This window comes from Rhizobium sp. Root1220 (assembly GCF_001426265.1).
Lineage (GTDB): Bacteria > Pseudomonadota > Alphaproteobacteria > Rhizobiales > Rhizobiaceae > Rhizobium.
On the sequence record NZ_LMDG01000010.1, the window covers coordinates 41,881 to 64,442 of the forward strand.

Annotated in this window: 22 protein-coding genes and 1 pseudogene; 12 read left to right on the forward strand and 11 right to left on the reverse strand. The window is 60.7% G+C overall.

The window, feature by feature from the left end:
• The first annotated feature begins 131 nt into the window (after nt 1-131).
• From ASC90_RS08935 to ASC90_RS08955, 5 genes are all read left to right on the forward strand, one after another.
• Nucleotides 132-857 (forward strand): SDR family oxidoreductase, encoded by a 726-nt coding sequence (locus ASC90_RS08935; protein WP_056538568.1) that lies wholly within the window; start codon nt 132-134, stop codon nt 855-857.
• A complete protein-coding gene (locus tag ASC90_RS08940) occupies nt 851-1,321 on the forward strand; it encodes a RidA family protein (protein ID WP_056538493.1) in 471 nt (156 codons plus the stop codon). Before ASC90_RS08935 ends, ASC90_RS08940 begins: the two co-directional genes overlap by 7 nt.
• Nucleotides 1,322-1,359: 38 nt before the next feature.
• On the forward strand, nt 1,360-2,349 hold the full coding sequence (locus ASC90_RS08945) for an enoyl-CoA hydratase/isomerase family protein (protein WP_056538496.1): 990 nt from the start codon (nt 1,360-1,362) through the stop codon (nt 2,347-2,349).
• 128 nt (nt 2,350-2,477) lie between these two features.
• Nucleotides 2,478-3,026: a hypothetical protein gene (locus tag ASC90_RS08950; RefSeq protein ID WP_056538498.1), complete on the forward strand. Its 549-nt coding sequence runs from the start codon at nt 2,478-2,480 to the stop codon at nt 3,024-3,026.
• An 18-nt stretch (nt 3,027-3,044) separates the two neighbouring features.
• Nucleotides 3,045-3,683, forward strand: a complete 639-nt coding sequence (locus ASC90_RS08955; RefSeq protein WP_056538502.1) for an isochorismatase family cysteine hydrolase — start codon at nt 3,045-3,047, stop codon at nt 3,681-3,683.
• 162 nt (nt 3,684-3,845) lie between these two features.
• Here ASC90_RS08955 and ASC90_RS08960 read toward each other — a convergent pair whose 3' ends face one another.
• From ASC90_RS08960 to ASC90_RS08970, 3 genes are read right to left on the reverse strand one after another with little or no spacing between them, the layout of a single operon-like run.
• Complete coding sequence (locus tag ASC90_RS08960; RefSeq protein ID WP_056538505.1) at nt 3,846-4,439, reverse strand: NAD(P)H-dependent oxidoreductase; 594 nt, start codon at nt 4,437-4,439, stop codon at nt 3,846-3,848.
• A gap of 38 nt (nt 4,440-4,477) precedes the next feature.
• Nucleotides 4,478-5,506, reverse strand: a complete 1,029-nt coding sequence (locus tag ASC90_RS08965; protein WP_056538507.1) for a D-cysteine desulfhydrase family protein — start codon at nt 5,504-5,506, stop codon at nt 4,478-4,480.
• A 52-nt stretch (nt 5,507-5,558) separates the two neighbouring features.
• Nucleotides 5,559-6,371: an SDR family oxidoreductase gene (locus ASC90_RS08970; RefSeq protein WP_056538510.1), complete on the reverse strand. Its 813-nt coding sequence runs from the start codon at nt 6,369-6,371 to the stop codon at nt 5,559-5,561.
• A 317-nt stretch (nt 6,372-6,688) separates the two neighbouring features.
• On the opposite strand from ASC90_RS08970, the gene ASC90_RS08975 reads away from it, so the two are divergent.
• Together ASC90_RS08975 and ASC90_RS08980 are read left to right on the forward strand one after the other, a co-directional pair.
• The gene (locus tag ASC90_RS08975) at nt 6,689-7,357 is read left to right on the forward strand and encodes a VOC family protein (protein ID WP_056538513.1); all 669 of its coding nucleotides are present in this window, start codon (nt 6,689-6,691) and stop codon (nt 7,355-7,357) included.
• 256 nt (nt 7,358-7,613) lie between these two features.
• On the forward strand, nt 7,614-8,894 hold the full coding sequence (locus tag ASC90_RS08980; protein WP_056538516.1) for an epoxide hydrolase family protein: 1,281 nt from the start codon (nt 7,614-7,616) through the stop codon (nt 8,892-8,894).
• 135 nt (nt 8,895-9,029) lie between these two features.
• Here the strand turns inward: ASC90_RS08980 and ASC90_RS08985 are convergent, their stop codons facing one another.
• Nucleotides 9,030-10,268, reverse strand: coding sequence for an alpha/beta hydrolase (locus ASC90_RS08985; protein ID WP_056538571.1), 1,239 nt, complete (start codon nt 10,266-10,268; stop codon nt 9,030-9,032).
• Between the two features lie 139 nt (nt 10,269-10,407).
• Nucleotides 10,408-11,202 (reverse strand): hypothetical protein, encoded by a 795-nt coding sequence (locus tag ASC90_RS08990; RefSeq protein WP_056538518.1) that lies wholly within the window; start codon nt 11,200-11,202, stop codon nt 10,408-10,410.
• A 424-nt stretch (nt 11,203-11,626) separates the two neighbouring features.
• On the opposite strand from ASC90_RS08990, the gene ASC90_RS08995 reads away from it, so the two are divergent.
• Entirely contained in the window at nt 11,627-12,526 is a 900-nt protein-coding gene (locus tag ASC90_RS08995) for an alpha/beta hydrolase (RefSeq protein WP_056538521.1), read from the forward strand.
• Between the two features lie 58 nt (nt 12,527-12,584).
• Nucleotides 12,585-13,070 (forward strand): META domain-containing protein, encoded by a 486-nt coding sequence (locus ASC90_RS09000; protein WP_056538523.1) that lies wholly within the window; start codon nt 12,585-12,587, stop codon nt 13,068-13,070.
• A 55-nt stretch (nt 13,071-13,125) separates the two neighbouring features.
• Here the strand turns inward: ASC90_RS09000 and ASC90_RS09005 are convergent, their stop codons facing one another.
• Complete coding sequence (locus tag ASC90_RS09005; protein ID WP_056538525.1) at nt 13,126-13,956, reverse strand: aldo/keto reductase; 831 nt, start codon at nt 13,954-13,956, stop codon at nt 13,126-13,128.
• 22 nt (nt 13,957-13,978) lie between these two features.
• Nucleotides 13,979-15,172 (reverse strand): MFS transporter, encoded by a 1,194-nt coding sequence (locus ASC90_RS09010; RefSeq protein ID WP_056538574.1) that lies wholly within the window; start codon nt 15,170-15,172, stop codon nt 13,979-13,981.
• Nucleotides 15,173-15,299: 127 nt separating this feature from the next.
• Between ASC90_RS09010 and ASC90_RS09015 the strand changes: the two genes are divergently transcribed.
• Together ASC90_RS09015 and ASC90_RS09020 are read left to right on the forward strand one after the other, a co-directional pair.
• Nucleotides 15,300-16,196, forward strand: coding sequence for a LysR family transcriptional regulator (locus ASC90_RS09015; RefSeq protein ID WP_056538529.1), 897 nt, complete (start codon nt 15,300-15,302; stop codon nt 16,194-16,196).
• Nucleotides 16,197-16,476: 280 nt separating this feature from the next.
• The gene (locus ASC90_RS09020) at nt 16,477-18,429 is read left to right on the forward strand and encodes a mechanosensitive ion channel family protein (RefSeq protein WP_056538533.1); all 1,953 of its coding nucleotides are present in this window, start codon (nt 16,477-16,479) and stop codon (nt 18,427-18,429) included.
• A 135-nt stretch (nt 18,430-18,564) separates the two neighbouring features.
• Here ASC90_RS09020 and ASC90_RS09025 read toward each other — a convergent pair whose 3' ends face one another.
• The 4 genes from ASC90_RS09025 to ASC90_RS09040 are packed head-to-tail and all read right to left on the reverse strand — an operon-like array spanning nt 18,565 to nt 22,181.
• On the reverse strand, nt 18,565-19,431 hold the full coding sequence (locus ASC90_RS09025; RefSeq protein ID WP_056538536.1) for an HlyD family secretion protein: 867 nt from the start codon (nt 19,429-19,431) through the stop codon (nt 18,565-18,567).
• On the reverse strand, nt 19,428-19,637 hold the full coding sequence (locus tag ASC90_RS09030) for a DUF1656 domain-containing protein (protein WP_056538539.1): 210 nt from the start codon (nt 19,635-19,637) through the stop codon (nt 19,428-19,430). Before ASC90_RS09030 ends, ASC90_RS09025 begins: the two co-directional genes overlap by 4 nt.
• A complete protein-coding gene (locus ASC90_RS09035) occupies nt 19,634-21,724 on the reverse strand; it encodes an FUSC family protein (RefSeq protein WP_056538541.1) in 2,091 nt (696 codons plus the stop codon). Before ASC90_RS09035 ends, ASC90_RS09030 begins: the two co-directional genes overlap by 4 nt.
• A complete protein-coding gene (locus tag ASC90_RS09040; protein ID WP_056538544.1) occupies nt 21,714-22,181 on the reverse strand; it encodes a MarR family transcriptional regulator in 468 nt (155 codons plus the stop codon). The genes ASC90_RS09035 and ASC90_RS09040 overlap by 11 nt, the downstream gene beginning before the upstream one ends.
• A 195-nt stretch (nt 22,182-22,376) precedes the next feature.
• Between ASC90_RS09040 and ASC90_RS09045 the strand changes: the two are divergent.
• Nucleotides 22,377-22,529: pseudogene (locus ASC90_RS09045) on the forward strand (nodulation protein NodT); the annotation flags it as partial.
• Nucleotides 22,530-22,562: the final 33 nt, after the last annotated feature.

Here is a 22,562-nt window from a genome sequence, read left to right on the forward strand (position 1 = left end):
TAGAGCGGTGGGCCGACGGCGATCGCCAGAACGTTCAGTCCGACGGTCGCCGTCAACACATCGAAAACCGAAGCGAACGGACCGCCACCTGGCGGACGAAGGGAGCCCGCATCGCGGGAATGGAGGCAAGCATGAGCGTGCATAAGACCGTCGTCATCACCGGCGCTTCGCAAGGGATCGGAGCCGGGCTGGTAAAAACGTTTCTCGACAGGGGCTACAACGTTGTCGGAACCTCGAGGAGCATCAGCGAGACAACCCTTTTCGACCGCACTGGCCGCCTTGAACTGATCAGCGGCGACGTCGCCGATCCGCAAACCGCCGAGCGGGTGACGCGGGCGGCCGTTGACCAATTCGGATCGATAGACGTCCTGGTCAACAACGCCGGAGTGTTTCTCACGAAGCCGTTTCTCGATTACACGATCGATGACTTCCGGCGCCTCTCGGCGACGAACGTCGAAGGATTCATCAATTTCACCAACCCGGCGATCAGGCAGATGCTGCGTCAGACGTCCGGGGGAAGTATCGTCACCATTACCTCGTCGCTGACGGACCATCCGATTGCCGGCGTGACGGCGTCGTTACCGATGATCACAAAGGGCGGCCTCAACGCGATCACGAAAAGCCTCGCGTTGGAATACGCTGCCGACAACATCAGGGTGAACGCAGTTTCGCCCGGCGTCGTTGACACGCCGCTGCATGCCAAGAACCCAAGGGAGTTTTTGAAATCTCTGTCGCCAATGGGAACGATCACAGCCGTTCAGGAGATCGTCAACGGCGTCGTCTATCTTGCCGAGTCCGCCAACATTACCGGGGAAGTGCTGCACGTCGATAACGGCGCACACCTTGGGAAATGGTAGCCCCGAACGCAGAGGCGCGGGTGCGGGAGCTCGCTCTTGCCATTCCGCCTGCACCGACGCCCTTCGGCGCCTATGTCGAGGCGATACAGAGCGGGTCGCTGCTTTTTCTGAGCGGCATGCTTCCCGTGGTGGGACACAGTCCCCTCTATATGGGACTCGTCGGCAAGGACATCTCCGTAGCCGACGGTTACGACGCCGCGCGAACGGCCTGCTTGAGCGGTCTGGCGGCGGCACGTTCGTACCTTGGATCGTTGAACAGGATTCGAACTATCGCAAAGCTAGGCGTCTACATCGCGGCGCCGAGTGACTTCCGCGAGCATCCGAAAGTCGCAGACGGCGCGTCCGAACTGCTCCTTTCGGTCTTCGGGCCCGACAGGCTCCCACCCCGCATCGTTCTTGGCGTTTCGAGCATACCGCTCGGAATGCCCGTCGAGATCGAACTCGTTCTCGAGATCGAAACCTAGCGAACGAATTCGCTTTCAAACCCAGAATGGAGGCAACCATGAAAGCCAGACCACGGACTTCGACAGGGGCCGTTGCCATGTCCTCGACGCTCCTTACCGCCACAGCCCTGCTACTCCTGCCGGCGCTCGCCCTTTCCGGTCAGACGAAGGTCGCCGAAAAGGTGGCGCGCCCCCCGGATATCAAGGCTCAGTCCGACAAGCGGCAGGCGCAGATCACCGTGCAGAAACGGACGCCTGCTTATTGGCGCGTCACGTTCGACAACCCTCCCTTCAACATCTTCGGACCGGAGACCATCCCCCAGATGGAAAAGGTAGTCGCTGAGATCGAGACCGATCCCGATCTCAGGGTCGTGGTGTTCGACAGTGCTGTGCCGGGCTTTTTCCTTACCCACTACAACTTCACGCCGCCGCTTGCTGAGTCCACTGGCCTCCCCTCGGGACCGACCGGCCTCCATCCGCTTCCGGACATGCTCGTTCGCATAAGCAAGTCCCCTGTCGTTTCGATCGCCCTGATCCGCGGAAGGGCGACGGGCGTCGGCAGCGAGCTTGCGCTTGCCAGCGACATGCGCTTCGCCAGCCGACAGAAGGCGATCCTTTCGCAATGGGAGGTCGGGGCGGCCCTCGTCCCAGGCGGAGGCCCGATGGCGCGGCTTCCCAGGCTGATGGGGCGCGGCAGGGCACTTGAAGTCCTGCTCGGCTCCGACGACATCGACGGCGATCTCGCGGAAAAGTACGGCTACGTCAACCGGTCGTTCGACGACGACAAGCTTGACGCGTTCGTCGACGGACTTGCCACGAGGATTTCCGGATTCGATCGACAGGCTATCGCCGACACGAAGCGCCTGGTCGACTTTGCAAGTCTTCCGAGCGACCCCGAAATTGGTGCCGGGTGGGACGCCTTCATTACGTCCGTGCAGCGTCCCTCGGCGCAGAAGAAAATCGGCCGCCTGATGGAGATGGGCCTGCAGACGGATCCGGATATCGAGGCAAGGCTTGGACACTACACGGAGTCTCTGGCCGAAAAATAGGCAGAGGCGGTGCTCGCGCATTGGTATGGCAGGTCGCGCGGGCACCAACTATCGAACGCCAACCAGATGATTGAGATCGCGCGTCCTCGGTGGGCGCCGCTATATCCGCCCAACCATGGAGACGTCGTATGTACAGCACTGAAAACCAGATCGTCGATTCGAGCTTTTCAGCCACGATCAACGCACCGATTGAGAAGATTGACATTCCGACCTGGTGCTTCAACCTGCCGGAAAAGGAGTATCAGGGTTGCTCGCCGGCGCATATCGCCGCAGGCTTCACGACTGCGCCCGACGGCAAGCGAATGTCCATCAACGTGGAGACCATCGGCGGAAGCCTGATGGTGCAGCACTATATCGAGACCTTGGGTAAAAAGGATCACCTGATCCTCGACTCCGATTCCGACGTCTTTACACCAAACGGCCGGGTGACCATCCATGTCACCTGGGAACTGAGTGTGAAGAAGGTCGATGCGGCACATTGCGAGTTTACGAACCGGGTCAGGTCCTACGCGACGGATGAAATGATGGCCTTCCTCGACCGCCAGGGCATCCCGTTCGACCTGTTCCGCACCCAGCGCCAGCCGATGTCGATCGCTCACAACAGGGGCGAGACGCCGTTGTTTGCGGCCAGCATCGAGCGCGCGGCATTGAAGAACTCGTCCACGAAAGCGGCCTGACCACTGAAGGAGAATACCATGGCGGAATTGTCCTTTGACCGGAGCAATACAGGATTGCTCGTGGTCGATCCCTACAACGACTTCATCTCCGAGGGTGGGAAGATTTGGCCCAAAATCAAGGAGGTCGCGGAGGCCAACAACTGCGTTCCCCACATGCTGGAGGTGTTGAACGCAGCGCGCGCCGCGAAACTCCGCGTCTTCTTCGCGATGCATCATCGATACCGGGATGGCGACTACGAAAACTGGAAGTTCGTGGCGCCTATCCAGCGTGCGGCGTGGAACCGAAAGAGCTTCGAGTTCGGAACCTGGGGCGGTGAGTTCCGCGCCGAATTCGTCCCAGTGGCGGGCGAGGTCGTCGCTTCGGAGCACTGGTGCTCCAGCGGCTTCGCCAACACCGATCTCGAGCTCGAGCTGAAGCGGCACGGTATACAAAGGGTCATCGTCATCGGGCTTGTCGCCCACACCTGCATCGAGGCCACGGTCCGATACGCCGCGGAACTTGGTTACGACGTGACAGTCGTGAAGGACGCTGTCGCGGACTACTCGCCGGAAATGATGCACGCGGCGCTGGAGGTCAACCTCCCGAGCTATGCCAGCGCGATCGTCGACACCAGGGAGACGGTCGCTGCAATCTCTTCGACGGCTCAAGTCGCCTAGTCGGCACGCAGCCGACTTCCGCCGAGTGAATGAATGCTCGCCGGATAACTCTTCACGATGCTACCACCTTTTTAGTCAGCCTCCATCGCTTGGTTCCCTCACAATGAAAAAAAAGCGTCTGGAAGTTGTTCAACTTCCACGACGCCGATCTTTGTCCAGAAGTCAGATTTCCGCGGCTTTGGCAGCCATCGTGGCCTTTGCCCACCAGACCAGTTCATCGAGCGCAGTCTTGGCTGACGGCAGGAGGTTCGCTTCGATCTCCTCGATCGGCTTGTTGCCGCCCATCGCGGCTACCGTGAAGAAATCGCTACCGCCAATATGAACGGCTGCGTGCGTGGAAACCATCTGCAGTTCGACACCAATTCCTCGCAGGTGTTCGAGCGCGCGCGATCCTCCGGTGCTGCCATACGCGATAGCGGTGAACGGTTTGCGGCCCCATTCCTTGTAGCACTGGTCGAGCGCGTTCTTCAGCACGCCTGTGATCGAGCGATTGTATTCCGCGACGACGAAGATGTAGCCGTCGTAACGACCGACGGTCTCCTGCCAGCGGACTGCTTCGGCACTCTGGCTTGGCGCCCACGCGTTTGACGCCACCTCGTCGAAGAACGGTAAAGGATGGTCACGCAGGTCGACCAGTTCGACGTCGATATCGTCGCGCGCCCTCGCCTGTTTCAGTATCCATTGTGCCGGTTTGTCGGCAAAGCGAGTGGGACGGGTGGAGCCGATGATGACGGCGATTCTTGGTTTCAGTGCCATGGTATCCTCTTAGTGTGTTGACGATTCTTTGTCGGGGATCAGTGTCCGTTAAGGGCATCAGCATATGCATAGAGCCCGGGTGTACCTCCTGTCATCACGAACAGGACGTTCGATCCTGGCGCGATGATGCCGCCTTCAATGTCGGAAAGCAGACCGGCGAACGCCTTGCCCCCGTATACAGGATCGAGAAGCAGGCCTTCCGACCGACCGACGAGCCTCACCGCCTCGATCATCTCCGGCGTCGGCACCCCGTAGCCGCCACCCAGTTGGGCGCCGCTTATCGTCAAGTCTTTCGGCTCTACACGGTCATCCCTCGATAGGATCTCGAAAACCGCGTTGACCTTCTCGACTGTGGCAAGGACACATGCGTCCGCAGGTGACAGAACGGTGTGGGCCTTGATCCGGGAAAGATCACTGCCGGCGATCACCGTTCCGGCCACGAGGCCGGCGTGCATGCCGCCGCTACCGTTCGGAATGACGACATGGTCGAAATCGGTGCCCATCTCGGCCGACTGCATCGCAATTTCGAAAGCGCAATCGACATATCCGAGACACCCGACCGGCGTCGAACCGCCGAGGGTCGCGATGAACGCCTTCCGCCCCGAAGTGGCGATCTCGGCTACGCGACGCGAGGCGAATTCAGCTGGATCGTCACCTCTCGAAAGGATATGAACCCGTGCGCCAAACAACTCATCCAGCAGCACGTTGCCGTTGCGTTTGTAGATCTCGCTGTCACGGGCCACCATCTGCGCCAGCACCAGTTCGCAGGCGAGCCCGGTCCGCGCACAGGCAGCGGCGGCCAGTCTGCCGAGGTTCGACTGAACCCCGCCGATCGCCACGACCGTGTCGCACCCTTCCGACTTCGCCTGGCCTATCAGAAACTCGAGCTTCCGGAGCTTGTTGCCTCCGCCGCCGAGTTCCATGAGATCGTCCCTCTTTGCCCAGATGGAAACGCCTCGTCGTTGTTCGCCAAGCACCTGCTCGAGACGAGCCAACCGCTGGATCGGCGTTGGTCCTTGCATCAGGCACACGCGCGCAAAGCGTTTCAATAGATCGCGGTTGGGCATCGCTCATCTCGCATTTGGAGTGCTTTCATTGAGGTCGTACGCGTCGACGCTTTCATCGGGAAGCGAGTGCCGCTTCCATATAGCGTCGAGCCGGAATATTCCGCGAGAGATTCGGCATCAGCTTCTGGCGCGCTGCCTCGTAAGCGGTCCAATCGTCGATGTCGGGCACCGACGGAAGAGTGATCAACTCGCCCATGTCCAGACCCGCAAGCGCTGCGTCGACCGCGTCCTCCGCCTTCATGACGATCTGGTCGGGCAGGCGGTCGAGCGAGCCTCCAGAGGACTCCCAGAACGGAGTTTCGACGGCGCCGGGAAGAACCGCCTGGATGCGGATGTTCTTCTGCGCCAGTTCCTTCTCAAGGGAAAATGTCAGGGCGATAACGAATGCTTTCGTCGCGCCATAGACGCCATTGAGGACTTCGGGTGCGATCCCCAATGCGGAGGCCATGTTGATGATCGTTCCGTGCCCGCGCGCCACGAAGGAAGGAGCGGCGGCATAGACCAGGCGGGTCAACGCCGTGACGTTGACACTGATCATGCGCTCCATGGCGTCCACATCCGACATCAAGAGAGGTTCTACGGCGCCGACGCCGGCATTGTTGACGAGCATGGTGATCGACGCATCGCTCCGGAGAATTCCTTCGATCTTCAGGAGATCCTCGCGATAACCTAGGTCAGCTCGCACGGTTGTCACGCTTCGACCCGTCGCATTCGCAATATCCTCGCCCACCCTTGAAAGCGATTCCTGGTTCCGCGCCACAATTATAAGGTCGTAGCCGCGTCGCGCCAGCCTGTCGGCATAGAACGCCCCGATCCCCGAAGACGCGCCCGTGATGAGCGCGGTACCCTTGAGCAGTTTCGTCATGTTGTCTCTCCTGTCTTAAGCATCACGTGTTGGATCGTCAGCGCAGTCCGGGCTCGTCCCACGCGGCGAGGTGGCGCCTTTGGGCAGTCCTGGCTCCGCTCCAACTGACATGACGTCCTTCGTCTATGTGCCATACAGGGATCGGCCTGCTTCGGCCCGGACGCTATTGCACCAAGGTATTGCCGGTACCTATGGACCGGTTTGCCGCGCGCTTGCCGTTCCGACACCTTCGCACAATGGACAGTCACCCGGCATGGGCGCATCGTCCCCGGCGTGGCGAGAAAGCCGCTGACGCATTCCAAACGAGGGAGATCGAAATGACCGTCCAGGATCAGGACAAACCGACGGCCGCGCGTGTCGACGGCATCGACATGAAGCTTGAGGTCGTCGTCATTCCCGTATCCGACGTCGACCGGGCAAAGTCCTTCTACACCCGCCTAGGCTGGCGGCTCGATGCCGACGTCTCCGGCAAGGACGGCTTCAGGGTCGTCCAGGTGACGCCACCCGGTTCGCCCTGCTCAGTCATTTTCGGATCGAAGGTGACGGCCGCCGCGCCAGGCTCCGCGCAAGGGCTGCACCTCGTCGTATCCGACATCGAGAAAGCCCACGCCGCGCTCGCCTCTCGCGGTGCGGAGATGAGCGTCGTCTTCCACGATGCAGACGGCGTCTTCCACCACAAAGGCGCCGAAGGGCGCTTGCCTGGACCGCATCCCTCGCGTTCCAGCTACGGCTCCTTCGCCTCCTTCTCCGATCCGGACGGTAACGGCTGGTTGTTCCAGGAGGTCACGACAAGATTTCCGGGCCGTATCGACGGCAAAGGTGCGGCGTTCTCGTCGGCCAGCGATCTTGCCGGCGCACTGCAAAGGGCCGCCGTCGCCCACGGAGAGCATGAAAAACGCCAGGGTGGCAAGCATGACGACGCCTGGCCGGCATGGTACGCCGACTACCTCGTAAAAGAGCAGTCCGGCGAGACCCTGCCGAATTGAACCGGCTATCTTTCCGGATGGGTCTCTATCTGGAAAGGCGTCGCGAGAATTACTCGCGGTCGTAGGGCCGCCGCAGCCGCCGGTATCGAGTCTGACTTGCTCGATGACCCGTGACGGCTGCCTTGGCCTCGGCGGCCATCGGTGCGACCGGGACCGCTCCGATCCAATGGTATAGGCGACACCATGGTGCAATAGATCGCGCCCACTGCGAGTGGGAGGCTCCGGCACGTCCGGTTACCAACAAATGGAGAGTTGCATGCCCACACAATCAGTCACTCGTCGAACCCTTCTTGCCACTGCTGCCGTCGCTGGGGCGCTAAGTGTGCTTCCGTTGAAGGCCGCGATCGCCAAGAGCGATGGGAAAGAAATCCGTCCGTTCAAGTACAAGGCGACCGACGCCGAGCTCGAGGAACTTCGCCGCCGCATCAAGGCCACACGTTTCCCCGAGCGAGAAATCGTCAACGACACGTCGCAAGGCGTTCAGTCCGCGACCATCGAGAAACTGGCGAAATACTGGGCCACGGACTACGACTGGCGGAAGGTCGAGGCAAAGCTCGCCGCTCTTCCCCAGTTCGTCACGACAATCGATGGAGTTGAAATTCACTTCATCCACGTGAAGTCCAAGCACGAAGCTGCGCTGCCGATCATCGTCACCCATGGCTGGCCAGGATCGATCATCGAGCAGATGAAGATCGTCGGGCCGCTAACGAACCCGGCATCTGGCGGCGATTCGCCATCCGACGCGTTCGACGTCGTCATCCCCTCGATTCCGGGCTACGGCTTCTCGGGAAAGCCAACGGAAAAGGGTTGGGATCCCGTTCGGATCGCCCACGCCTGGATCGAGTTGATGAAGCGCCTCGGCTACGCCCGATACGTGGCGCAAGGTGGCGATTGGGGGGACGCAATCACCGAGCAGATGGCACTCATCGCGCCACCTGAACTTCTCGGAATTCACGTCAACATGCCGGCGACCGTACCGGCTGACATCGCGACTGCTTTGCAACCGGGCGGCAAAAAGCCGGATGGTTTGTCGGCCGACGAATCTCATGCCTACGACCAGCTCGCGGACTTCTACGCCCATGGTCTTGGATATGCGATTGAAATGGCGAACCGGCCCCAGACACTCGTTGGCATCACCGATTCACCTGTCGGTCTGGCGGCATGGATGATCGACCACGACATCCGGAGCTACGAGTTGATCGCGCGCGTGTTCGACGGAACATCCGAAGGTCTGTCGCGCGACGACATTCTCGACAATGTGACCCTCTACTGGCTGACGAACACCGCCGTGTCTTCCGCACGTCTTTACTGGGAAAACAAGCTGGCGTTCTTCCAGCCGAAGGACGTCAGGATACCGGTCGCAGTCAGCGTCTTTCCCGACGAGATCTACGCGGCGCCGCGGAGCTGGACGGAGAAGGCTTATCCAAACCTGATCTACTTCAACAAACTGGCCAAGGGCGGGCACTTTGCCGCCTGGGAGCAGCCGAAAGTGTTCTGCGACGAATTGCGGGCAGGATTCCGCTCACTCCGGACTTGAAGCGAGCAACGCCCTCACTGATACGAAGGCCGAACTCGATGCTTGCGTGAGTTCGGTCTTCTGGCCTTAAAAAAGCAACCACGTTTGGTGGCGCATTGGCTTTCTTACTGCTCGTGTAGGCGTCGGGATATCCACCTAGCGATGGCATGGCGGCGTAACGTTCTGTCCGTTATTGCAGGTCGGGCTTGCTGTGGCCTTCGCATGGCTGTTTGCCGACCCGGCCAACTGGCCTACCTGGTTGGCGTAGTTGTCGCGTGTGTTCTGATCGACTATCGCGACCGGTGCGGCAAGGATCAAGCCGGCGGCATTGCCGGCCGCGGCAGCCGTCCCGGTCGTCGCTTCCAGGATCTGGTCGCCGAGACCTACCCGACTGTCGGTCAAGGTCTGCCCTTCGGAGATGCGCTGGCCGATGAGTTGAACGATCTGCGGGGACTCGGCGAACTTGCTGTGATTGAGCTTGTCACCAACTTTAATCTTGGTCAGATCGATGACCGTGATCTTGTTGGATTCCAGTTCCTGTTTGTAGGGAGCCTGCTCCGGATCGATTGCCCCCAGGCGAGGAATATCACCCCAGATCCGGCGCGAAAACGCCAGCGCCTTGTCGTCGCGCGACACGAAAAGCGTAAACTGCGGATGCGGCTTGCCCATGTCGGCGATCATCGAGCGAAACACATCGACATCCACATCGGGAGCCGCGAGCATCACGTTCTTGAATTTTGCCGGGAGTTCGCCATTGCGGATCGCCATCTGGCGCAGCGCTTCCAGCGCGAGCCAGTTGCCCATGGAGTGAGCGAGTACGGAAACCTCCTTCACCTGTGAATCGCGCGCCAGATATTGAAACAGCGCTTCAAGCGCGTTGCGCGAATAATTCGTGCTTTCCCTGTCGTATCCATAGGCCAGCAGGCTTCCCCTCGACGGCCAGGTCACCAGAACGGGTGCGCTGTGAACACCCGAGTCCTCGACGATCTGCGCAAACCGGTAGACGGCATCCTCGAATCGATTGTTGAAACCATGGATGAAAACAAGCGCGCTATGGTCCGGGCTTTTCTTCACCGAAGCATTGAGCCACGCCTTTGCGGCATCCACGGGAATTTCCTCCGCCTTCATCGTCGCGAAATCGGTCGCCGGATTGGCGGGCAGCCGCTTGGGCCAGGCAACGTCGCCCTCCTTCCGGACTGTCGTCGGTGGAATGGAAACGGTGATATTGGCAAAAGCTGGAGCTAGCCCGCGTTCGCCGGAGAACATTTCACCCGGTACCGTGGACGAACGGCGCGTGGTCGCCACCAACATGTCCACCTTGCTCGATGACGGGGCCGTGTCGGCCACCGGCAACAGTACGTCTCTGGGATGGCCGCCGCAGCCCGACAGACCGATCAACAACGGCGTCAATACGATCCAACCCAGCCAGGCACAACCGGACGCCCGGCGGACGCGCCCGCCACACTCCTCAACTTCGGCCATGCCACCTCCCTTCAGGCGCCATTGCAGGTTTGTACAAGCGTGCCGGCGACCCCTAGAAACGGATCGCGACACCAAGGATAGGTCCTTGCTGGACGACGTCGAAGACAAAGCCGTCGTTGCGGTAGTCAACACCCAGCGCGCGGTAGCCGGCGACCGCTGAAACGGTTTCGTTGAACTTGTAGCCGACGCCCGCCATCACATCCCAATCGAGGTCAGCCCCGCCTGCGCCGACCATCGCCCAGCCTGTTGCGTAAATGCTCGGTGTAAAGAAGAAACTTCCTTTGACGCCCGCCAAAGCATCGACCCACGTGGCGTCGTCGTCCCTTTCGACACCGCCAAGAAGACCACCGTTGAAGGAGATTGTCGTATCCGCCGACCAGAGCCTCGCCGCACCTACGACGTCGAGATTGCCGCTCGGACCTTCAACAACAGTGTACCCCGCTCCCAATAGGCCTGCGAATGTCTTGGACGTGACCTCGATGCTGTCGGCGACGATTCCGCGCCGCGTCGAGGCATCATTGGAAAGCTTGGTATAGATGACGTCGCCAAAGACACTATAGCGTCCGTATCGCGCTTCGCCGATTGCCATCGCAGCAAAATCGAGGTGGTCGAAGATGTCGCTGAAGCTCGCATCGACATGCACTTCCGGCAACCCGAACTGGGCGATATCGCCGGACATGCCCGCACCCCAGAAATATGGAGCCAGCGTGAACGTCCAACCGCTTTGTGTCTCCACCTGCTCGGCGCCAGGAGCGAGAAGCTGAGTAACGTCGGCTGCTCTACCCGAACCGCAGATCGCCGTCACGCCCAACACGACAACGGCGGCACCCCTTGCATAAAACCTCATGACCCTTGTCCCTCTCAGATCAGACGCCCTCCCTACGAGGCGTCAGCTTACTCCCGTGCAACACGGTTTCCGAGGTCGCGAACCAACCCGCAACCCACGAAATCACAATAAGTCTGGCTGATATTGGAACGAGAAATCCTGGCCGTCACTACACGCACTACAGCTGCCATGGATGAGCCCCCTCGGCTCCAGGTCGTCAACCTTACGGTGCATTAGGCTTTCAATATATTTCGAATCCTATGAACCCTAATCGCCAATAGGTCAAGGCAGACAGCACTCGCGGACCTCTGCCTGCCGGCGGAAAATTGTGCCTAGATGCAGACGGGCATCAGTGTTCTTCGGCCCGGGCCCACCCATTGACAACCGTATCCCGTCGATGAAGGCTTTCAGGCTACGAAGCTTGGGCTCCCGGGTGGATTCAAAAATGACTGACCAAAGCGAAGTCGATGCGATCCGTACGTTACTCGGTTCCAAGCCCCGCCCCGTGGGGTGGGCTGAGCGAAGACAGAGGCTCGATGAAGTCGGCTCGATCTGGCCGGTAGAAGAAGACATCGATCTCGAACCAGTAGACGTGGACGGCATATCGGGAGAATGGTCCCTCGCGCCCGGCAGCGATCCCTCGCGCGTCCTGCTCTTCTTTCACGGCGGCGGCTATTGCTCGGGTTCCATCCAAAGCCATCGCCGTCTGGTAACGGAAGCCGGTCGTGCGGCAGGTATACGCACACTTGCCGTCGCCTATCGCCTTGCCCCGGAAAACCCGTTCCCGGCGGCCCTTGAAGACGCGATAGCCGCCTGGCGTTTCCTGCGCCGCCAGGACTTTGCTGCAGAGAACATCGTTGTCGGCGGCGACAGCGCCGGTGGCGGGATCACGCTCTCGCTCCTCACCGGCTTGCGAGACGAAGGGGCAGCGTTGCCTGCCTGTGGCTGGCTGATCTCGCCATGGACCGACCTGACAATGTCGGGCACGACGCTGGCGACCAAGGACGCAATCGATCCGATCATCCACACGGCCTATCTCGGCGAGCTGGCGGATGCCTATCTCGGTTTGGGCATAGACCGCACGGACCCACGCGTTTCGCCGCTCCATGCCGATCTGAAAGGCCTGCCCCCTCTCCTCGTGCAGGTGGGCTCCGCCGAGACGCTGCTTGCCGACGCTACCCGCCTTGCAGCCGCCGCAGGCGGCGCGGATGTCGCCGTCACCTTGGAAATCTGGCCGCACATGATCCATGCATGGCCGCTATGGAACGCCCATCTTGAGCCGGGGCGACGCGCGCTTGCCACTGCCGGAGCGTTCATGCAACGCCATGTGTCAGGCGCTCCATAGCAAACGCGTTCGTACGACCTAGCTTTTCGGCGTCGGTCACGTCTGGGAGGAGACAATAATGCGTGTCAAGGGTTTGTCGCGGCTGCTCGTGGTCTTGGGCGTACTAGCGATCACCGCCGCACCCGCAATCGCAAAAATGCAAACACCAAGTGGTACGGTCCCGCATCGCGAACGCGTCGCCCGGGTCGCCTCCAAACCGCAGCAGCAGGTCGGGCTGGCAGGACACTGGCTGGCCGAGGATATCCGCGGCCGCGGCGTCATCGATGATCTTCAGACGGTTCTGGAACTGGCAGCGGATGGCAGCGTCAGTGGCAGCGGTGGCTGCAATCGGATGTTCGGCAACGCAACGATTACCGGCGACAAGATCACATTCGGCCTGCTTGGAAGCACCCGGATGGCTTGCCCACCCGCCGTCATGGATCAGGAAGCCAAGTTTCATGCAGCGTTAAAGGATGTTCGCGGCTGGCGTATCGATTCTGCGACAGGCAAGCTCTTGCTTCTCGATGCCGGGGGAATGCCGATCGTCACTCTCTCCCGGATGTAGGGCGCGGCTTGCGGGCCACGCCCTACGGCGCTTGGGTCCGATTGCGAGTGGACGGCTAGGCTGCCTTGTCCCACACCGGGGCAAGACCGTCCGGGCTGACGATGCGACCGTCGCTCCGGGCCAGAGCATGGATCGCCGTCATCTCGCTGGCATTCAACTCGAAATCGAAGATCGCGGCGTTCTCGCTCGCACGCTTTTCCGACACTGTCTTCGATAGAGTGACAAAGCCCTGCTGGACGATCCAGCGAAGGACGATCTGCGCGACCGATTTTCCGTGGGCCGCCGCAATGGCCTTCAAGACGGGATCGACGAGGACCTTGCCGTCCGCCATGGCGTAATATGCGGTCAGCGATATTCCCAATTCGCGGGCAACATCGACGACCGGCGTCTGGTCGAGATAGGGATGATACTCGATCTGATTGTTAACAAGCGGCAATGCGCTGAGCCCGACTGCCTGTTTCATCAGGGCCGCGGTGAAATTGGATACGCCGATGTGTCGCACCTTGCCGGCATTGGCGACATCATTCAGCGCAGCGACCTGCTCGGCCAAAGGCACCGTTTCGTTTGGCCAGTGCAACAGCAAAAGGTCGACATAGTCTGTCTTCAGTTTTTTCAGGCTTTCGTCCACGGAGGCGACAAATGCTGCGTGTGCATAGTTTTCAACCCAGACCTTGGTGGTCAGGAAGACGTCCGTGCGCGAAATGCCGGATCGCATGATCCCCTCACCAACCTCCGCCTCGTTGCCATAGATCTGCGCCGTGTCGATATGGCGATATCCGTTCTTCAGTACGTGCGACACCATGCGTTCGGTATCGGGACCGGGCATGCGGAACGTTCCGAAGCCGAGGGCCGGTATCGAGGCGCCGTTTGCGGTGACGAATTTCATGATTGCTTCCTTTGTTCTTGGTTCAGGCGGGTTGCGTGGCAGTGCCGGCGGTTCCTTGGGAGCGGCGGTCCAGGGCGCCACTCCAGAGCGTGAGGCCTACGGCAGCGGCGACGAGGATCGCCCCGACCCAGGGGGTTGCGCCGAGACCAAGCGAGGATTCGACCACCAGGCCGCCGATCCAGGCTCCGGCAGCGATGCCGAGGTTGAACGCAGCGATGTTCAACGCCGAGGCGACATCCACGGCGGCAGGGCGCACCTGCTTGGCAAGCTGCACGACGTAGATCTGAAGGCCGGGGACATTGGCGAAGGACAGGAAGCCAAGTGCCGCCAGTGTTGGGATCGCCAGCCATGGTGAGACGGCCGTGAAGCTGAACAGCACGAGGACCACGGCCTGGGCTATGAACAGGCCTGTCAGCGCCCGTACCGGATCGCGATTGGCCAGCCGGCCGCCGATGACATTTCCAGCTGCAATGGCAATGCCATAGAGCACGAGGATGATGCCGACAGTCGACTCTGCGAAGCCGGTGACCTCCTGCAGGATCGATGCGAGGAAAGTGAAGGTGACGAAGGTGCCGCCATATCCAAGCGCAGTCATGGCAAAGACGATGAGGAGACGGCCGCTGCCAAGAACCTTTATCTGATCGCCGATCGTTGCCGCGGGTGCCTTCTTCAGGTTCGACGGGAGAAGCAGCGCGATGGCAAGAAAGGCGAACACCCCCAGGCCTGCGACGGCAGCAAAGGTTGCGCGCCAGCCGAACACCTGGCCGATGAAGGTGCCGAGCGGAACACCGGTGACGATGGCGACCGTCAATCCCATGAACATCATCGCAATGGCGGAGGCACGACGGTTTTCAGGAACGAGATCCGCGGCAATCGTCGATCCGACAGAGAAGAAGACGCCGTGCGCAAAGGCCGAAAGGACGCGCGCGACAAGCAGCGGCGAGTAGCTTTGGCTGAGAGCGGCCATGCCGTTGCCGACAACGAAGAGCGCCATAAGGCCAAGCAGCAGCGGCTTCCGTTCGATCCGCCCGGTAAGGGCGGTCAGTATCGGCGCGCCGAAGGTGACGCCGAGGGCATAGACGCTGACGATCAACCCTGCCAGGGGCAACGTTATGTGCAGGTCGGTTGCCACGGTCGGCAGCAAGCCGACGATGACGAACTCCGTAGTTCCGATCGCGTAGGCCGCGATCGTCAGGGCAAAGAGAGCTATTGGCATGATGTGCCTCGAATGATCGGCCGGTCTTGCCGGCATGGTTGACTGATCAACATATGAGGGACTGCCAGTTTTTCCAAAAGATGGTATATAGTCAAAGTACTTGTGAACAAAATTCATAGGAGGCCACATGGACAACCGCGCCGGCGAGATGGAAGTATTCGTGGAAGCCGCCACGCTCCAAAGCTTTTCGGCGGCTGGTCGCAGGCTGCGATTGTCCCCCTCCGCCGTCAGCAAGCTGGTGACGCGCCTGGAGGAACGCCTCGGCACACGGCTGATGGTTCGAACGACCCGACATTTGCAGCTCACGCCGGAGGGCGAGGTCTATCTGGAACGCGCCCGGCGAATTCTCGAAGAAATCACCGAAACAGAGCAAGCTGTTGCGGCAGGCGGCGCGGCCGTACCGAGAGGCCGGCTACGGGTGACCGCCTCGGTGGGTTTTGGCGTCCAGTACGTGGTGCCGCTTGTCAGGGACTACCTTGCCACCTACCCCGAGGTTCAGCTCGAACTGTCGCTGAACGACGGGCTTGTCGATATCGTCGGAGAGCGAACCGATGTGGCGATACGCTCGGGCAACCTTCGCGATACATCGCTGAAGGCCCGCAAGCTTCTCGAAAGCCGAAGGGTCATCGTCGCGTCTCCCGCCTATCTCGATAAATTCGGCCTGCCAGAAAAACCTGGCGATCTTGACCGGCACAATTGCCTGACATTCAGCTTTCGCCCGACGCTGGAAGAGTGGCCGTTTCGAGAGCCCGACACACGCGACCTGTTCTCCAAGGCAGTCAGCGGAAACTTCGAGGCGAACAACGGGCCGACGGTGCGCGCGCTGTGCCTCGAAGGCATGGGTCTCGCCCGTGTCGGACGCTTTCACGTGCAGCCATATCTCGATGCCGGAACGCTCGTCCCCGTGCTTGAGACATTCAATCCCGACGACATCGAACTCATCCACGCCGTCTATGCCGGACACGAACACTTGGCGAAACGCGTCCGGACTTTTATAGATTTTCTGGCCGATCGCGTGATGTGACGCCTGATTTGTCGAAAAACACCCGAAAAGGCCCGGATAAATCGACGTATACGCGTTATTTTGCGATCATGCACTTACGTCCCTCTCGCGTTTTCGTATTGTGTCCTGATCGTGATCGGCAGCGAGGGTGGCGCAATGTCGTATTCCGGAAGCCCGGCAGCCCACGTCGTGCTGCAATCCGTTCCGGTTGAACCGGCCGGTGCCTCTGGAACAACGAGCAGCGCGTGCCGCGCCGGGGATTCGGTTGTGACACGAATTTTCAGTTTGGGGATAGCGCAGCATGACGAGATTGATTGCCCTCCTGTTCATTGTCCTCCTGTCATTCACCACCGTCGCAGCGCAGGAGACGCGAACGCCACCTGCAAAGATAGACGAACTCCTCAAGCTGCTGCAGGATCCCGATGTCCAATCGTGGCTGCAAAGCCGGAAGACCGAAGCGGCCGCACCCGCCGAAATCGAACCAGCTGCAGCGCTGACGCAATGGGAACGGTCGATGCGGAATCGCATCGGCAGCATCTTCGCCTCGTTGCCTCGTATTCCGTCCGAGCTTGCAGCGGCCGCGGCAAGAACGAGAAACGATGCCCTGGATCACGGCTACGCGCCGGTTCTTGTGATCTTCGCCGGTCTGATCCTGCTGGGCGCTATAGCCGAGGCGCTGTTCCGCCGATATCTGTCTGCACGCATGGCCGGTTCGCCTATTGCCGCAAGTTTCCTGCCTGTGGTGGCATTTGCGGCGACGATGGCAATCGTGTTTTTCTCTGTCGAATGGCCACCTCTCGCTCGCATCGTTTTGCTGACCTACCTGCTCGCATTCGTCGCATACCGGTGCCTGTCCGCCATCGTTGAATTCGCAACGACAGACGCCCGGATCCGCAGCCGGATCCGGCTGTTTTTCGCCGTCCTGCTCGTTGGCTCCTCGCTTACCGCCCTGGGACCTCCACTGGGTGTCGACCCGGCCGTACGCTCCGCAATCGCCCATTGCTTTTCCGTGATCCTTTTGTTTGTCGCGATTGAAGGCGTGTGGAAACTTTCAACCGCGGTGCGCGTCCGCAAAGTCGGTCTGGTTTGCTACCTTGTAGCCATCTGGCTCCTGTGGTGCATCGGCCTCAAGGGACTGTTCTGGCTTGGCATCTATGCAATCGCCCTGCCGGGTGTCCTGCGGACGGTGGGCAGCGCCGCCGAGGTGTTTTCCGCGGCCCGACCGGGGGCGGCATTGAACGATGCGAGAACCGTCCTTGCATCGCGCGGCAGCCGCGCCGTCGTCATCCTGCTCGCGGCAGCCTGGCTCGCGATGGTCTGGAGCCTCAATCCGGACACCTTGGGCCACGGAAACCCGGCCATGACAGCGATTGTCTTCGGCCTCCTGAAAAGCGTGATCGTGATCCTGCTTGCCGATCTCATCTGGCATCTGCTGCGGGCTTTCATAGACAGGAAGCTTCAGCAGTCGGCCACCGGCGAAGCCGCGGCACCGGGAGCGCTTGCCCGTGCCAGCCGCCTGCGTACACTTCTGCCTATCTTCCGCAACGTCATCGCGGTTGTCGTGCTCGTGGTCGCCGCGTTGATCGTGCTAGCGGAACTGGGCGTCGAAATCGGACCTTTGATCGCCGGCGCAGGCATTTTCGGTGTCGCGATCGGTTTCGGATCGCAAACGCTCGTCAAGGACGTCATCAGCGGCGTGTTCTATATGCTCGACGACGCATTCCGTGTGGGTGAATACATCCAGTCGGGGAGCTACAAGGGCACGGTCGAATCCTTCAGCCTGCGCTCCGTGCGTCTGCGCCACCACCGCGGACCGGTGTTTACCGTGCCGTTTGGAGAATTGGGCGCCGTCGAAAACATGAGCCGCGACTGGGTTATCGACAAATTCCGGATCTCGGTCGGCTACGATACCGACATCGCGCAAGCCCGCAAGATCGCCAAGGCGATTGGCGCCGAATTGCAGGCCGACCCCGAGGTTGGTCCGCTCTTCATACAGCCGCTGAAGATGAAGGGCGTGGAGGAGTTCGGGGACTACGGCATCGTGCTGAGCTTCGCCATGACCACCGTACCCGGCCAGCAGACCTACATCCGCCGCAAGGCCTATGCCATGATCCGCGAGGCCTTCAAGAAGGCTGGCATCGAGTTCGCGCAGCCGACAGTGCAGGTCGGCGGCGACGACAAGGGCGGTGCCGCGGCCGCGGCGTCGGCAGTACGGCAGATGCAGGTGAAAACCCAGGCCGGAGGTGAAAGCTGAGGCAGCAGAAGCTTCAGTTGAAGAACTTGCCACACCGGCGGCCTTGCATTCATCCGGCGCATGGAGTCAGCCGGGCATCCTTGGAAACGCACGCTCGGACAGGTGAATTTCCAAAGGTGACCGACTGCTTCGCTCTTAGTTGACGATGGTCACGCTAGCTGTACGGCCAGCGACAAGCGATGTGCCCGCTGGAAGCACGTCGAGCGCAACGCGTACGGGGATGCGTTGCGCCAGGCGAACCCATGTGAAGGTCGGTGTTACATTGGCAAGCTGGGCGCTGGTATCGCTGCGCTCACGATCCTCAATACCACCGGCAACACCATCGACGTGGCCCTTGAGCGGGCTCTTGTTGCCCATGAGGTAGATCAGAGCTTCGTCGCCGACCTTGATGCGATCGAGCTTGTTCTCTTCGAAGTAGCCGGCGACATAGTAGGAATCGCTGTCGATCAGGGCCGTCACCGCTGTTCCAGCTGTCACGTAGTTGCCCGGTTTCATGGAAAAATTCGTCAGGATGCCGTTCACCGGCGCGCGCACGATCGACCGGTCGAGATTGAGTTGCGCCGTATCACGGCTGATGATCGCTTGGCTGTGAGCGGCTTCGTCCTGCTGAACGGTCGCTTCCGCCTGCTGGATTTTCTGACGTGTCACGGAGCTCTCGCCCAGCTTGCGATAGAGTTCGAGATCGCTTTTCGCCATATCAAGAGCCGCTTTGCTGCTCACCATCTGCGCCTCTGCCTGCCGCAAAGCCAAGGCGAATCGTGCCTGGTCGATACGAAAAATCACGTCGCCCTTGTGGACAGCTTGGTTGTCCCTGGCATCCACCTCGCTGACGATGCCGGAGACGTCGGACGCAAGGCGAACGACATCGGCGCGCACCTTGCCGTCACGCGTCCACGGCTCGTCCATGTAGTAGCCCCAGAGATGCCAACCAAGCACTCCCGCCAGCGCGACGACGACGCCCGTAAGCAGGAAACGGCCTGAGTAAGCGAGGAGCGATATCATAACGACACCTTGTTGAGTGACAGCGCCAACGCGCCAAGCAGACAGAAATACATGGCCGTATCAAACAGCGGCCTGTGCCATACAAGCCGGTAGAAGCCGATCGAAGCCAGCACCCGCCTGAGGATGCCGTTCAGTAGATAGGCCGCGACGGCAATCGCGGCGAGCGTCGGGATGAAGACGCCGTAGAGGTCGATTTCGGGTCTCATGCTGCATGCTCCTTCGCGGCCTGATCAGCGACGCCGGACACATCATCCTTGAAGGACGCAGCATCCGGGTAAAGGCTGTATCTCAGCGCCGTCACTGCGCGGCGCGCGCCCTCGACGGCAGACGATTTACCGGGGTCAGCGAGCGAAAGCAGCGACCGATCGAGGGTTTCGCGCAACCCTTCGGCCGGCTGTGCATCGCGCCGCTTTTGCTTTTCCTGGTAATGCGCAGCGATACCCGACAGAACGTCGTCGATTGCAGTGTGTTTGTCCCGGGCCAGCAATTGCTTGTGCCGCTGCAGCTCTATCGTATTCAGGCCGTTGCGCAGATCGCGCAGAATGTCGGACCGGGCAACCGCGGATTCCGCCTGAATCATCGCCAGCTTTGGCGCTGCCAGGCCAAAACGGTCGACCATCTGGTAGAGTAGTCGCGTGAAGTCGACACCCTCCGGTCGGCGTGCCGCGGCCACGATGTCGATCCAGCCGGACCGCAGCAGGCGGTGGGCGGCCCACTCCGCGCCAACGGAGCGCACCAGCATCGTCGTGCCGCATGCCACAACCATTCCCACCACCATCGCCGTGTTGGAATTGATGAAGGAGGCAAGGTCGAGGCTGAGGCGGTCCTGCAAGCCAAGCATGTTTGGCAGGTTGACGCAGAATCCCAGGCCATAGAGCGCGGTCGACGGTCGCGTCATGAGCACGCCCGCGGGCACCAGCACGAGACCGAGCGCAGCGGCCAGCGCGACATAGCCGTGGATCAGCGGCATCAACCCGAATTCGAAAAGAAAAGCTGCGAGGACGGTGATGATCGCGACATATACGAACTTCAGCATGGCTGGCGCCGGGTCGTCCATCGTCGCGAAGATGCAGCATAGGACGCCTGCCATCATTGCCGCGGCACTGCCTTGCGGCCAGCCCGTCTGGATCCATAGCGCCGTGGCGATCCCGGTCGCGAGGACAACGGAAAGACCGGAGTGCAAGGCCATCCCGTAGTCCTTGTGTATCGGCACCCTGTCGAACGAGGTGCCAAAGCGACGCCAGCGCAGATCGTGACGCGAACCCGATTCGATATCCTGCTTCAGGCTAAGGCAATCACCCCATATCTGCACCAGATCACGCACACGGGCGGTGATGTTGTGAGCCAGAAGCCCATTCCATTCCTGCTGCAGGCGCCCTTCTTCCTCGGCCTCAGCCATCAGGACGAGCAACTCTTGCCGCTTCTCCTCGGCGAGCGGCTGTCCGCTTTCGAGCAAAGCAACGACGTCTACGACCAGCTTGTTCACCGAAGGCGTAAACTGGCCGCCGGTCGCCTTTTCCAGTGCATGAAGTACGTCGGACAGACCGGAGACGATGGGCAACATTGCGACCATCCGGTGTTGCAGCATTCGTGTGCGCCCGACTTTCTCGCGGAGCCCCGATGTGTCGTAAGCGACGTGCGTGGTGAAGCTGTGCAGGTCGACTGCGTCTGCAGCCAGCCTGCGCGAGGCAGCAAGAAGCGACGGATCGCGCCCCCTGCCGTTCAGTGTACCGATCGCAAGGTGTGCGCCGTCGCGCAGCCAGGCATTGATTCGGGCTGCAAGGACCGGGCCTGCATGGCGCGGGAAGATAATCCGGTTGACGACCGCCGCGCAGATGATGCCGAGCGCGATTTCCTCGACGCGGGCCGTCGCGTAGGTGAAAGCCGTATCCGGGTTTGCCACGACAGGAAACCCGGTCAGCGCCGTGGTGTAGCCCGCGAGCATGAAGCCATAGCTGCGTGGCGTACGGTCGAGCAGACTGATGCCCAGGCAGAATGCCATCCATAGTGCGATGGCCAGCGTCAGCAATTCAGGCGAGTTGACGAGATTCGGGATCAAAATGACCGTGACTGCGCCGCCGACCACCGTGCCGATCAATCTATAGATCGCTTTGGACGTACTGGCCCCTGACAGCGGATGCGCAACGATATAGACCGTGCCGACAGCCCAGTAGGGGTTGGTCAGATCGAAGCATAGCGCAATCACAAGGGCCAGCATTGCCGCCGCGAAAGTCTTTATGGAAAAGACGACGTCGCCGAGACTAGGCGCCATCGTATGCTTGCTACTGGTCATTTTCCTGTATTCCGGCTAGGGCCGCGGTCTTGACCGCGACAGCCCGCAGTACCGCCAAGGCGGCATCGACCTGCTCGGGATCCAGCTCGCCAAGGATCTGTTCTCGCAGCTCTGCCGCACAGCTTTCGGCGCGCTCGGCGACCGCTGTGCCCGCTGCGGTGAGTTGCACCAGCTTAATCCGCCGGTCCGCCTCATCGGGAACTCGGGAAATTAAGCCATCGCTCTCCAAACTATCGAGCACGCGCACGAGCGTCGGGCCCTCCACGCCGACACGCTCGGCCAGAACGCCCTGCGGTATGCGATCACCGTGGCGCAACAATGCGATCAGCGGCGCGGCACTGGCGTCGGAGAGATTGTGCTCGGTCAAAGCGGCATTCAACGCTCGGCGCCAGCCACGCCCGCAAATCATAAGCAACGGCGCGAACTCAACCCATGTGCGTGTCCGATCGGTCTTCATGGGAATTTAGATAACATCCTATCGATTAGAATGCAATGATATTTTAAGGCTTGGCCACCCTGTGGCCGCATCCTGCGATGCGCAATCGGCTCCCCCGAAGAGTTGAGGCATGGGGAAGAACGGAGGAAGTGAAAAATTAACCATGAGCTGCAATTAGTTGGTAACGAATAGCTCAGCATTCGCAGTGGAGGCTTTATGCGCCGATATGCAATCCTAGCGGCATTGTCAGTATTGGCGGGCTGCGTCAGCGGCCCGGATCATGTGCCCCCGGAGATGCCGCTACCGGCGAAGTTCAATGAGACCGGCCAGAAGGACATCGGCGACGTGTCGACGTCGACGTGGTGGACAAGGCTTCATATCTCGACGGCCGTCAACTGACGG